12 protein-coding genes are annotated in these 12,602 nt (G+C 72.5%); 7 read left to right on the forward strand and 5 right to left on the reverse strand.

Annotated elements, in window-relative coordinates; genetic code table 11:
- Positions 1-14 precede the first annotated feature (14 nt).
- Together ASD48_RS03505 and fabF are read left to right on the forward strand one after the other, a co-directional pair.
- On the forward strand, positions 15-263 hold the full coding sequence (locus ASD48_RS03505; RefSeq protein WP_020126931.1) for an acyl carrier protein: 249 nt from the start codon (positions 15-17) through the stop codon (positions 261-263).
- Between the two features lie 80 nt (positions 264-343).
- Entirely contained in the window at positions 344-1,624 is a 1,281-nt protein-coding gene (gene fabF, locus ASD48_RS03510; RefSeq protein ID WP_057599855.1) for a beta-ketoacyl-ACP synthase II, read from the forward strand.
- A gap of 78 nt (positions 1,625-1,702) precedes the next feature.
- On the opposite strand, the gene ASD48_RS03515 is transcribed toward fabF, so the two are convergent.
- Complete coding sequence (locus ASD48_RS03515; RefSeq protein ID WP_057599856.1) at positions 1,703-2,197, reverse strand: DUF3145 domain-containing protein; 495 nt, start codon at positions 2,195-2,197, stop codon at positions 1,703-1,705.
- Between the two features lie 262 nt (positions 2,198-2,459).
- Between ASD48_RS03515 and ASD48_RS03520 the strand changes: the two genes are divergently transcribed.
- Both ASD48_RS03520 and ASD48_RS03525 read left to right on the forward strand, forming a co-directional pair.
- Positions 2,460-3,362 (forward strand): SGNH/GDSL hydrolase family protein, encoded by a 903-nt coding sequence (locus ASD48_RS03520; protein WP_057599857.1) that lies wholly within the window; start codon positions 2,460-2,462, stop codon positions 3,360-3,362.
- Between the two features lie 15 nt (positions 3,363-3,377).
- The gene (locus ASD48_RS03525; protein WP_057599858.1) at positions 3,378-4,355 is read left to right on the forward strand and encodes an aldose epimerase family protein; all 978 of its coding nucleotides are present in this window, start codon (positions 3,378-3,380) and stop codon (positions 4,353-4,355) included.
- 104 nt (positions 4,356-4,459) lie between these two features.
- On the opposite strand, the gene ASD48_RS03530 is transcribed toward ASD48_RS03525, so the two are convergent.
- A complete protein-coding gene (locus tag ASD48_RS03530) occupies positions 4,460-6,880 on the reverse strand; it encodes a glycoside hydrolase family 3 C-terminal domain-containing protein (protein ID WP_057599859.1) in 2,421 nt (806 codons plus the stop codon).
- 114 nt (positions 6,881-6,994) lie between these two features.
- Complete coding sequence (locus tag ASD48_RS03535) at positions 6,995-7,381, reverse strand: RidA family protein (protein ID WP_057599860.1); 387 nt, start codon at positions 7,379-7,381, stop codon at positions 6,995-6,997.
- A 48-nt stretch (positions 7,382-7,429) separates the two neighbouring features.
- Between ASD48_RS03535 and ASD48_RS03540 the strand changes: the two genes are divergently transcribed.
- Positions 7,430-8,380 (forward strand): LysR family transcriptional regulator, encoded by a 951-nt coding sequence (locus ASD48_RS03540; protein ID WP_079073683.1) that lies wholly within the window; start codon positions 7,430-7,432, stop codon positions 8,378-8,380.
- 75 nt (positions 8,381-8,455) lie between these two features.
- Positions 8,456-9,733: a hypothetical protein gene (locus ASD48_RS03545; RefSeq protein ID WP_057599861.1), complete on the forward strand. Its 1,278-nt coding sequence runs from the start codon at positions 8,456-8,458 to the stop codon at positions 9,731-9,733.
- 22 nt (positions 9,734-9,755) lie between these two features.
- Here the strand turns inward: ASD48_RS03545 and ASD48_RS03550 are convergent, their stop codons facing one another.
- Positions 9,756-10,370: a LysE family transporter gene (locus ASD48_RS03550; RefSeq protein ID WP_057599862.1), complete on the reverse strand. Its 615-nt coding sequence runs from the start codon at positions 10,368-10,370 to the stop codon at positions 9,756-9,758.
- Positions 10,367-11,173 carry an EI24 domain-containing protein gene (locus ASD48_RS03555; protein WP_057599863.1) on the reverse strand — a complete coding sequence of 269 codons (807 nt, stop codon included), beginning with the start codon at positions 11,171-11,173 and terminating at the stop codon, positions 10,367-10,369. Before ASD48_RS03555 ends, ASD48_RS03550 begins: the two co-directional genes overlap by 4 nt.
- Positions 11,174-11,416: 243 nt before the next feature.
- On the opposite strand from ASD48_RS03555, the gene ASD48_RS03560 reads away from it, so the two are divergent.
- Complete coding sequence (locus tag ASD48_RS03560; protein WP_057599864.1) at positions 11,417-12,592, forward strand: serine hydrolase domain-containing protein; 1,176 nt, start codon at positions 11,417-11,419, stop codon at positions 12,590-12,592.
- Positions 12,593-12,602: the final 10 nt, after the last annotated feature.

Below are 12,602 nucleotides of genomic sequence, written 5' to 3' on the forward strand. Positions count from 1 at the left end.
AGAAGGAGCGCCAAATGGCCGCCACTCAGGAAGAGATCGTCGCCGGTCTCGCCGACATCGTGAACGAGATCGCCGGCATCCCGGTTGAGGACGTCCAGCTGGACAAGTCCTTCACCGACGACCTGGACGTCGACTCGCTGTCCATGGTCGAGGTCGTCGTCGCCGCCGAGGAGCGCTTCGAGGTCAAGATCCCGGACGAGGACGTCAAGAACCTCAAGACCGTCGGCGACGCGACGAACTACATCCTCAAGAACCAGGCCTGATCCATCGGCCCCCTGGGCTGAACTGCCCCGCCACCCGGCGGTGGCGCCGCTGAATCCTCGTAACGTTGGAGAAAGAATCCGTGAGCCCGACCAATCGCACCGTGGTCGTCACCGGTATCGGCGCAACCACACCGCTGGGTGGCGACGCAGCCTCTACCTGGGAGGGTCTGGTCGCCGGCAAGTCCGGTGTCAAGGTCCTGGAGCATGAGTGGGCGGCCGAGCAGGCCGTCCGTATCGCGGCCCGCGTCGCGGTGGAGCCTCTCGAGGTCCTCCCGCGGCCGCAGGCCCGCAAGCTGGACCGCTCGGCGCAGTTCGCGCTGATCGCGGCCCAGGAAGCCTGGAAGGACGCCGGTTTCTCCGGCAAGGCCGGTGAGGACGGCAGCGAGGGCGACGTCGACCCCGACCGGCTCGGCGCGGTCATCGCCTCCGGCATCGGCGGCGTCACCACCCTGCTCGACCAGTACGACGTGCTGAAGGAGAAGGGCGTCCGCCGCGTCTCCCCGCACACCGTGCCCATGCTGATGCCGAACAGCCCCTCCGCCAACGTGGGTCTGCTCGTGGGCGCCCGCGCGGGCGTGCACACGCCGGTCTCGGCGTGCGCGTCGGGCGCGGAGGCCATCGGCTACGCCATCGAGATGATCCGTACGGGCCGCGCCGACATCGTGGTCGCCGGCGGTACGGAGGCGGCGATCCACCCGCTGCCCATCGCCGCGTTCGGCAACATGATGGCGATGTCCAAGAACAACGACGACCCGCAGGGCGCCTCGCGTCCCTACGACGTCGCCCGCGACGGTTTCGTCATGGGCGAGGGGGCCGGCGTGATCGTCCTGGAGTCCGCCGAGCACGCCGCGCAGCGCGGGGCCCGGGTGTACGCGGAGGCGGTCGGTCAGGGCATCTCCTCCGACGCCCACGACATCGTGCAGCCGGAGCCCGAGGGCCGCGGTATCGCGCACGCACTGCAGAACCTGCTGGACAGCACCGACCTGAACCCGGCGGAGATCGTGCACGTCAACGCGCACGCCACCTCGACGCCGGCCGGTGACGTGGCCGAACTGAAGGCGCTGCGCAAGGTGTTCGGTGACGACACCGACCACATGGCGGTCTCGGCGACCAAGTCGATGACCGGTCATCTGCTGGGTGGCGCGGGTGGCGTGGAGTCCGTCGCGACGGTCCTCGCGCTGTACCACCGGGTCGCTCCGCCGACCATCAACGTCGAGAACCTCGACCCCGAGGCCGAGGCCAACGCGGACATCGTGCGGGGCGAGGCGCGCAAGCTGCCCGTGGAGGGCCGTATCGCCGCCCTGAACGACTCGTTCGGGTTCGGTGGGCACAACGTGGTGCTGGCGTTCCGTACGGTCTGAGAACGGTTCCGAGCAGCGCTCGAACAGAGCGAAGGGCCCCCGCCTCCAGAGGCGGGGGCCCTTCGTGTCGTACGGGGATCAGACCACCTGGTGCAGCCAGCGCACCGGGGCGCCCTCGCCCGCGTATCTGAACGGCTCCAGTTCGTCGTCCCACGGCTTGCCGAGGAGCTTGGAGAGTTCGGCCTCCAGGTCCGTCTCGCCGCGCTGACTGCGCACCAGTGCGGCGCGCAGCCGGTCCTCCGGGATGAGGATGTCGCCGTGGATGCCGGTGACGGCGTGGAAGATGCCCAGGTCCGGCGTGCAGCTGTAGCGCTCGCCCTCGGCGGTGGCGCAGGGCTCGGCGGTGACCTCGAAGCGCAGCAGGTGCCAGCCGCGCAGCGCGGAGGCCAGCTTGGACGCCGTGCCGGCCTCGCCCTTCCAGGAGAACTCCGAGCGCCAGGTGCCGGGCGCGGCGGGCTGCCGGATCCAGTCGAGGTTGACGCGCGTGCCGAGCACCCCGGCGACGGCCCACTCGACGTGCGGGCACAGCGCGCGCGGCGCGGAGTGCACGTACAGAACTCCACGTGTCGTCACCGGGACCTCCGGGCAGAGCGGGACAGTCTTGCAGGCCGGCATGGCTGCGGTGGCAGGCAGCCGCGTTGATGGCGAGGCTACCGTGCGGCGGCGCAAGGAGTGTGACGTACCGTCGGTCCCAGTGCCGTGAAACCCCCGCCATTCACTCGGCAGGACGCCTGTGCGGGCGTGAGGCGTTCCATCTTGTGGGTGTGATTCGCCGGGAACTCCCGCGCGTTGTCATAGGGGGGCGTTGTTCGAGGAGCGAGGGGAACACCAGCGGATGCGGAAACGGAACCGGCACGCGCGGGCCGTGCTCGCGGGCACGACGGCGGCCGTCCTGGGCCTGGCCGGCTGTGACGCACTGGGGGGCGGCGACGCCGAGGGATCCTCGGGCACCCGGGCCGGGGAGGCGAGGCCGTCGCCGTCGCCGACCCCGTTGTGGGACTCCAGCCCGTCCTCGGTGGCGGCGGTGGGCGACTCCATCACGCGTGGCTTCGACGCGTGTACGGTGCTCGCGGACTGCCCCGAGGTGTCCTGGGCGACCGGCGCCAGCACCGAGGTGAACAGTCTCGCGGTCCGGCTGCTGGGCGCGGCGAAGGCGGCCACGCACAGCTGGAACTACGCGTCGACCGGGGCGCGGATGGCGGACGTGCCGGCTCAGATGGCACAGGCGGCGGCCGAGAAACCGCAGTTGGTGACGGTGATGGCGGGGGCGAACGACGCGTGCCGGGAGTCGACGGCGGCGATGACGTCGGTGGCCGACTTCCGCGCGGAGTTCCAGGACGCGCTGAGCACGCTGCGCCGCGCGCTGCCGAAGACGCAGGTGTATGTGACGAGCGTGCCGAACCTGAAGCGGCTGTGGTCGCAGGGGCGGACGAACGTGCTGGGCAAGCAGGTGTGGAAGCTGGGCCTGTGTCCCTCGATGCTGGGTGACGCGGACGCGCTGGACGCGGCGGCGACCGCGCGGCGGGAGACCGTGCAGAAGCGGGTGGAGGACTACAACTCGGTGCTGGCGGAGGTCTGCGCGAAGGACGTGCGGTGCCGGTTCGACGGCGGGGCGGTATACGACTTCAGGTTCGGAACCGACCAGTTGAGTCACTGGGACTGGTTCCACCCGAGCAAGGACGGACAGGCGCGGCTCGCTGAGCTGGCCTATCAGGGGGTCACCGCGAAGGCCTCGTGATTTAGGGTTTCGCTCATGAGCGAACACTTCGGAACACTTTCCGACGGCACTGAGGTGCACCGCTGGACCCTGGAGCGGGCGGGCACCCGGGTGCGGGTCCTTTCGTACGGCGGGATCGTGCAGTCCGTCGAGGTCCCCGACCGGGACGGGCGCGCGGCGAACGTGGTGTTGGGGTTCGCGGACCTGAAGGGCTATCTCGCGCACCCGGAGCCCTTCCTCGGCGCGCTGATCGGGCGGTACGCCAACCGGATCGCGCACGCCCGCTTCCCGCTGGACGGCGTGACGTACGCGCTGGAGCCGAACAACGCGCCGAACTCCCTGCACGGCGGCCCGCACGGCTTCGACAAGCGGGTGTGGGACGTCCGGCCGGTCGAGCACGGACTGCGGCTCAGCCGGGTCGCACCGCACGGCGAGGAGGGGTTCCCGGGCCGCCTCGAGGTCACGGCGACGTACACGCTCGACGCGGCGGGGGCGCTGCGGTTCGTGTACGAGGCGGTCACCGACGCGCCGACGGTGGTGAACCTGACCAACCACAGCTACTTCAACCTGGGCGGTCCTGGCAGCGGCGGCGCGGGCGGACACGAACTGCGGCTGGCCGCCTCCCGGTACACCCCGGTGGACGCGGACCTGATCCCGACGGGCGAGCTCGCGCAGGTGGCGGACGGCCGCTTCGACTTCCGTACGGCCCGCAAGGTCGGCGCCGGCTACGACCACAACTTCGTGCTCGACAAGGGCGTCACGGACACCCCGGTCGAGGTGGCGGAGCTGCACGATCCGGCGTCCGGGCGGGTGCTGACGGTGGCGACCACCGAGCCGGGGCTCCAGCTGTACACCGCCGACCACCTGGGCGAGCCCTTCGAGCCCGGCGAGGGCGTCGCGCTGGAGACCCAGCACTTCCCCGACTCGCCGAACCGGCCGGAGTTCCCGAGCACCGAGCTGCGGCCGGGCGCCGCCTACCGGTCGGAGACGGTGTACGGCTTCTCGGTGCGGTAGGGGCCGCGGGGCGCGCCCGGCGCAGGGCCCGCCGGAAAAGATGTTGCCCCGGTCCAGGGGTCAGGTCCCGGACCGGGGCTGTCGGTGGGGCGACGGGCGCCGGTTCACACGTTAATCGTCGCGGTGATCCTGCGGTCGGCGATCGAGCGGCCCACCTGGATTTCGTACGAACCTTTCACAAAGGACCACCGGTGGTCCGCCTCGTCCCACACCTCGAAGGCCCGGTCCGGGATCTCCACGGTGACCTCGGCGCTCTCCCCCGGGCCCGCCTCGACGCCGGCGAAACCGGCCAGCCGGCGGGCCGGGCGTTCGGGCGCCGGGGCCGTCACGGTGGGGGCGAGGTAGACCTGCACGACCTCGCGCCCCGGCCGCGCGCCGCTGTTGCGGATCCGCACGGTGACCGTGGAGCCCGTGATGTGGACCGACTCGTACGTCCAGTCGGTGTAGCCGAGGCCGTGGCCGAAGGGGTACACCGGGGTGCGGTGCGCCTTCTCCCAGGCGCGGTAGCCGATGAAGACGCCCTCGGTGTAGGCGAGCACGCCGTCGGCGGGGGTGACCTCGGTGACGGGGGCGTCGTCGAGGGAGCCCCAGGTGGTGGGGAGCCGGCCGCCGGGTTCGTGGGCTCCCGTCAGGACGTCCGCCAGGGCCGCTCCGCCCTCCTGGCCGGGGAACCAGGTGAGCAGGACGGCCGCGACGTCCTCGCGCCACGGCAGCTCCACCGGGGAGCCCGCGTTGACGACGACGACGGTGTTCGGGTTGGCGGCGGCGACGGCACGGACCAGGTCGTCCTGCCGGCCGGGGAGGCGGAGATCCTTGCGGTCGAAGCCCTCGGACTCGACGCGTTCGGTGGTGGCGACCACGACGACGGCCGTGTCGGCGGCCCGCGCCGCCTCGGCCGCCTCGGCGATCAGCTCGTCGGGGTCGCGCCGCGGCTCCTGGTGGGCCAGGGCGAAGGCGATGGCCTTGAAGGGGACGCCCTCGGGCAGCGCGAAGACGTGGGTGAGGGAGACCTCGACCGGTTCACCGGCGGTCAGCCGGGCCTCGGCGCGGGGCACCGGGGCGTTGAAGAACGCCGCGAAGGGGTCGCTGTCGTCTGCGGGCGGCTGGACGTCGTCGTAGTACGTCGTCCCGGCGACGGTGAGCGAGAAGGCGCCCGTGCCCTTGATGCCGAAGGTGTGCGGGCCGCTCTCGCGCGGGGTGAAGGTGCCGGTCAGTTCGACCGTGTGGACGCGGTCGAGGGTGACGCCCTCGGGGAGGTCCGTACCCGTCCACTGGATCTGGCCGCTCGGCGCGGAGCGGGTGCCGATGACGGTTCCGGCGGTGTCGCGGCAGACCGCCCGCAGCGCGAAGCCCTGGTCGGCGACGGCGAGTTCGGTGGCGGGGTCGGCACCGACGGCGTAGCCGAGGGTGCCCTCGGGGAGCGCTGCGGTGAGGCCGTCGAGCGGGGAGACCGTGCGGGCCGGGAAGACGGTCGCGGAGCCGCCGCCGAGCACCCGGGCGTCGCGGGCGGCCGCGCCGGCGAGGGCGACGGTGCCGGGCCGGAGCGGCAGCGCGCCGTCCTCGTTGCGGACCAGGACGAAGGAGCGGCGGGCCAGTTCGCGGGCCAGGGCCTCGCCGTCGACGGGGGCGGGCAGCCGGGTGACGGCCGGTTCGGCGTCCGCGAGGGCGCCGACGCGGGCGGCCAGGCGCAGGACGCGGCGTACGGCCTCGTCGACCTCGGACTCCTCGAGCCGGCCGTCGCGCACCGCCTGCGCGAGGGCCTCGCCGTAGACGGTCCGCGGTCCGGGCATGGCGACGTCGAGGCCGCCCCTCAGCGCGCCCACGGTGTCGCGGGCGGCCGTCCAGTCGGAGACGTTGACGCCGTCGAAGCCCCAGGTGCCGCGCAGGACCTCGTTCACGAGGTGGTGGTGTTCGGTCATGGTCGTGCCGTTGACCGTGTTGTAGGCGGTCATGACGCCCCAGGGGCGGGCGTTCTCGACGATGGCCTCGAAGGGTGCCAGGTACAGCTCGCGCAGGGCGCGTTCGCCGACCAGGTTGTTCACGGTGAAGCGTTCGGTCTCGGCGTCGTTGGCGACGAAGTGCTTGACGGTGGTGCCGACACCGCCCGACTGGACGCCGTTCACGTAGCCCGCCCCGATCACCCCCGTCAGGTGGGGATCCTCGCTGTAGGCCTCGAAGTGACGGCCGCCGAGCGGGGAGCGGTGCAGGTTGACCGTGGGGGCGAGCAGGACGTGGACGCCTTTGCGGCGGGCCTCCTGGGCCAGGAGGACGCCGGCGCGGTGGGCGAGTTCCGGGTCCCAGGTGGCCGCGAGGGCGGTCGGTGAGGGCAGCGCGACGGACGGGTCGTCGGCGGTCCAGCGCACCCCGCGGACGCCCACGGGGCCGTCGGACATGACGAGGGACCTCAGGCCGATCTCCGGCAGCTCGGGCAGCGACCATCTGTCCTGGCCGGCCAGCAGCCGGGTCTTGGCGTCCAGCCCGAGTCTGCCGAGGGCTTCCTCGACGGCCGTCTCCGCTTCCGCCATCGCGGCGCCTCCTCGTTGAAGTTCGCGAACCCTTCCATCCTGCCCGCGGCGACCCGCGAGCCAATCGGAAGCGCGCCCGCGACCGCCGGGCGAGGAGGCCCCGGCGGTCCCGGCTCAGGGCGCCGGGACCGCCGCGACCACCTCGATCTCGATCCGCGCCTCGGGGCGGAACAGCCGGGACACCTCGAAGGTCGTGCTGGTCGGCGGGGTGCCGGTGAGGAACTCCCGTCGCACGGCACCGTATTCGGGGAGCGCGTCGATGTCCGTGAGGTAGGTCCGGATGTTGACGATGTCCGCGAGACCCGCTCCGTGCGCCCTCAGCAGGGCGTCGATCGTCTCGAAGACGCCCCGGCTCTGCTCGGCGAGCGTGGCGCCCTCGGCGATCTGTCCGGAGAGGAACAACAGGGCGCTGCCGTCCGCCTGCCGGACGCGGGCGACCTGGGAGTAGTAGGGGCTCAGGGGCTGAGGGGCGCCGGCCGGGTTGTCGAGGGTGATCTCCATGTCCCGAAGCTAGGACGGGACTTGCGATGCGACAAGCGAATGTCCAGCATGGCGGTCATGCCTGATCCGCATCACACGGCCCTGCCCGAGGTCTCCACCGTCTGGCTGCGGGCGTTTCTGGAGGTGGTCCGCCACGGCTCGTTCACCGTCGCCGCGCGGACCCTGGGGTGGACCCAGTCCGCGGTGTCCCGGCAGATCTCCTCGCTGGAGGCGGCCCTGGGCGGCGATCCGCTCTTCGACCGGCTGCCCCGGGGGGTGCGGCTGACGGAGGCCGGGCGGGCGCTGGTGCCGTACGCGGAGTCCGTGGCCGAGGCCCTGCACGGTGCGCGGCGCGAGCTGGCCGCGCTGCGGGAGGGCACGGACGGGCGGCTGCGGTTCGGGGCGTTCGCGACGGCCGACGCGGCGCTGGTACCGCGCGCCCTGGCCGCGTTCCGGGCCCGTTGTCCCGGTGTGCGCGTCACGAGGGAGGAGGGGCTCACCCCGGCGCTGCTGGAGCGGCTGGGCGCCGGACACCTCGACGTGGCGGTGGTGTCCACGACGGGCCGCGCCGCGCTGGAGTCGTACGCGCTGCGTCACCTCCTGGACGAGTCCCTCCACGTCGCCGTCCCGGCCGCGCATCCCCTCGCGGGCCGCGGTGGGCCGGTGCGGCTGGGCGAACTCGCCGACGCCGACTGGGTGTCCGGCTCCGCCCGGCCCGAGGGCACCCTCCTCGACGCGGCACTGCGGGCGGGCTTCCGGCCGCGGGTGGCGCACGTCGTCGCCGAGTGGACCGCCAAGCAGGGCTATGTGGCCGCGGGTCTCGGCGTCGCGCTGGTCCCGGCGCTCGCCGCCTCGTCCGTACGGCCGGACGTCGTGCTGCTGCCGGTGCTCGACGAGGACGCCCCGGCGCGGGCGGTGTACGCGGCGACGGAACGGGGGCGCTCGCTCACTCCGGCGGCGGAGGCGTTCGTCGGCGCACTGCGGGAGGCGGCGACGGCGATCCCCGGCGCCATGGCGTAGACCACTTCCGTCACGGGATACTTCCGCCGTCCCACCCCACGCTCTCCCCCACAGCGACGGAAGGACCGACACCCCGTGCATCCCGCATACTCCGCGCATTCCCTACGCGTTCGCGTCGGCGTTCTGGCTCTGGCCCTGTCGGCCGGGCTCTCCTTTCCCACCGCCGCCGCCACCGCAGCCGCCCCCGGGGCGGCCTCCGAGGCGGCGCTCATCCCCACGGTCGAGGAACAGCGTCTGACGCAGGCCGTTCCCCAGGAGATCCTCGCCCGGTCCGGGTTCGACGCGGTGGCTCCGCGTCTCGCCCGGCTGTTGGAGGCCTCGCACTCCTACGCCCGGGCCCGTCAGGTCGTCACCCGCGAGGGTGCCGCCCTGTGGCGGCGGGCGGTGGACCGGGTCCAGGGTCGCGGCCCCGCCGGCGGGGACCTCAGCCGGGACGACGACCGGCCGCTGTACTGGGCGCGGCTCGGCATGACGAGCGAAGTGCGCACCTGGCAGCCCGGCTTCGGGGTCACCGACGGCCAACGGGCCGCCCTGCTCGACGCCTTGGAGCGCAGCTCGCGCGGACAGGGCGACCTGCGCCTTCCGCACCGCGCCAAGGGCCTCAAGCGCGTTCTGGTCACCGGATTCGACCCGTTCACCCTGGACCGGGACATCCGGATCTCGAACCCCTCGGGGGCGACCGCGCTCGCTCTCGACGGCACGGTGATCCCGACCGCGGACGGCCCGGCGCGGATCGAGACCGCCGTGTTCCCGGTGCGCTGGCGGGACTTCGCGGAGCAGACGGTGGAACGCGCCCTGCGGCCGTATCTGCCGCACGTCGATCTCTTCGCCACCGTCAGCCAGGGCCGCGTCGGCCGCTTCGACGTGGAGCGCACCAACGGGGCCTGGCGCGGCGGCTTCCCCGACAACGAGAACATCGGCCGCACGGAAACGGTCCCGGTCACCGACCCCGCCGCGCAGCCGCAGTGGACGACCACGACGCTGCCGTACGCGGCGATCGTCGCGGCGGACACGGGCCGGTTCCCGGTCTACGACAACACGAGCGTCACCGAGATACCTGCGGGCGGCACCGAGCCGGTCGTCCGGCCGGACGGGCCGACGGCGGGGTCGACCGCACGGGCCGGGGGCGGCGGGAACTACCTCTCCAACGAGATCGCCTACCGGGCCACCCTGCTCCGCGACCGGCTGGGGCTGCACGACGGCCTGCCGGGCGGGCACGTGCACACGCCGGTCCTCCAGTTCGCGGCGGGCAACACCCAGGACGTGACCGATCCGGAGTTCGTGCGGAACCGGCTGGACATCGTCGCCCAGGTACGGGCGATCCTGGCCGTGGCCGTGGCGGCCGGGCGGTAGACGCGCGGCCCTGGTGGCCCGGTCAGTGCGAGGGCGCCAGCGCGAGGCTGACGCCCAGGCCCGCCAGGACCGAGCCGATGACCTTGTTGAGGACCTTCTGGCCACGCAGCATCAGGTTGCGCATGCGGTCGTGGGAGAAGAAGACGGCGACCACGCCGAACCAGAGCAGATGCGCCAGCGACATGAACAGGCCATAGCCGACCTGCTCGGGAACCGGCGTTCCGGGGCTGACGACCTGGGAGAACGTGGAGACGACGAAGAGGGTCGTCTTCGGGTTGAGGACGTTGGTCAGGAACCCCGCGCGCAGGGCCGCGAGCGAGGTCAGTTCCGTCTTGCCGGTCAGGTCGACCTCGACCTCGCCCTTGGTGCGGAAGGTACGGACGCCGATGTAGATCAGGTACGCCGCGCCGACCAGCTTGATCACGGTGAAGAGAAACGTGGACGACGCGATCAGCAGGCCCACGCCGAGCATCGTGTACGTGACGTGGACGAGGACGCCCGCGGCGACTCCGGTCGCCGCGAGCAGTCCCGTACGGCGGCCGTAGAGGTAGCTGTTGCGGACGATCATCGCGAAGTCGGCGCCGGGGGCGATGACGGCCAGCACGGTGATGAGCGCGACGGCGAGCAGCTCGGTCATGAGGTGGCGTTCTCCTCTTTCGGAGTGTCGGCCCCGTCGGGCAGGTCACCCTCGGCGATCTCCTCGCCGAGCAGTTCACGCGCCAGCAGGGTGGCGCCCGCGACCGCGCCCGGCATCAGGAACACCGCGACGACCGGCACCAGGAAGGCCAGCCCCAGAGGGGTGCCGAACCCCCAGATCAGGGTCTTGCGGGAGCGGAGCAGGGCGAGCCGGGCCCGCAGGTCCACGCCCCGGCGCTGGAGCGCGACGGCGACGAGCTCCTCGGTGAGGAAGAAGCCGGTGACGAAGAAGCCGATCACCGGGACCACCGTCTGCCCGACGACCGGGACGAATCCGAGGGCGAACAGCAGTACCGCCCACAGCAGCGCGCGGCAGAGGATGCGGAGGCTGTCGCGGGCGGAGATCCACAGCTCGCGCCAGAGCGGCAGTCCGGACTCGGGGGCCGTGCCGTCGGGCGAGACGTCCCGGTCGACCTTCTCGGAGAGGCTCTCGTAGAACGGCTGCCCGATGAGCAGGGTGACCGCGGTGAAGGTGAGGACGGCGAGCAGCAGGCCGAGGGCGAACAGCACGACGACGAGGAAGCCGCGGAACAGTCCGCGCCAGGGGCTCGTCCAGTCGTCGGCGAACGGTGTCGACCACCCGACGAAGTCCTCGCCCCACACCGCGAGCGCCACCAGGGCCGCCGCGTAGAGGACCAGTGTGATCAGGCCGGGAACGAGACCGAACCCGTACTGCTTGCCGTGCCGGGCCACCCACCGCTGGCCCTTCAGGAGGTACGTGAACCCCACCCCTAGATCGCGCATGGCCGAACTCTATCGGTCGTGCACATTTCACTGCCCGGGGCCGACCGGGACCCGCGTGCCGTGCGCGGCGCGGGCCGGCGGCGGTCCTCGTAGGCCATCCGGGGCATCGCTGACACCAACAGCTGCTTGATGCAGTTGAGTCGAACAGGTACACCTCGCCGTACCGATCTCCGGAAGCAACGATCTCGGCCAGGTGTTGATCACCATGGCACACGCAAGCAGTGGGCTGGTTGAGGAGAGCGAATGACTCGATTGACTCGGGCGACGAAGGAGATCCACGGCAGCGTCGCCGACGGATTCGAAGCGGTGCGGGAGGCGTTCGCCGCGTTCGTGGCGGAGGAGCGGCCCGACTACGAAGGCCAGTTGTGCGCCCATGTGCACGGACGGCGGGTCGTCGACCTGTGGGTGCCGGGCGACGGCGCCGGACCCGACTCGCTCTACGGCGTCTACTCCTCCACCAAGGGCGCCGCCCATCTGGTGGTCGCGCTCCTCGTCCAGGAGGGCACCCTGGAGCTGGACCGGAAAGTCACCTACTACTGGCCGGAGTTCGCGGCCGAGGGCAAGGGCGCGCTGACCCTGCGCGAGCTGCTCGCGCACCGGGCCGGGGTGGTCGGCACGGACAGCGGGTTCTCGCCGCAGGAGCTGGCCGACGACCGCCAGATCGCCGAACGCCTCGCCGACCAGCGGCCGTTCTGGCGACCGGGCACCGCCTTCGGCTACCACGCGCTGGTCATCGGGGCGCTCACCGGCGAGGTCGTCCGGCGGGCCACGGGCCGCACACTGCAGGAGGTGTACGAGGAGCGGGTGCGCGTCCCGTACGGGCTGGACTTCTTCCTGGGGCTGCCCCCGGCGCACGAGCCGCGCTTCCGCACCGCGCAGCCGATGGCACCGACCGCCGAACAGCGGGCGCTGCTGGACTCCCTGCCCGGCGGGCCGCACACCCTGGCCGCCGTCGCCTTCAACCGGCACGCCGCCGAGCCGACCGATCTGGAACTCCTGCCCAACGATCCCCTGATCCGGGCCAGGGGGCCGGCCTCGGTGGGCGGGGTGGCCTCGGCGCGCGGACTGGCCGGGCTGTACGCGGCGGCGATCAGCGAGGTCGGCGGGAAGGCGCCGCTGCTGAAGGAGGACACGGCGGCCGAGTTCGGGCAGCTGCACTCGGTGGGCTATGACGTGGTGGCGCGTTCGCACAGGTCGTACGGGCTGGGTTTCCAGGCGACCGCCGACACCTGGCACCCGTTCCTCGGCGCCGGGGCGTTCGGGCACAGCGGGGCGGGCGGCTGCCAGGCCTTCGCGGATCCGCGCAGCGGGCTCGCCTACGGCTACACCCGCCGCCGGTTCGCCTTCCCGGGCGGCTCCGCGCCGGAGAACGACCGGCTGGCGGCGGCGGTGCACGGGGCGGCCCTCACCGCCGGCTGACGGCCCGGCC

Origin of the sequence: Streptomyces sp. Root1310 (assembly GCF_001426425.1) — a bacterium.
GTDB lineage: Bacteria > Actinomycetota > Actinomycetes > Streptomycetales > Streptomycetaceae > Streptomyces.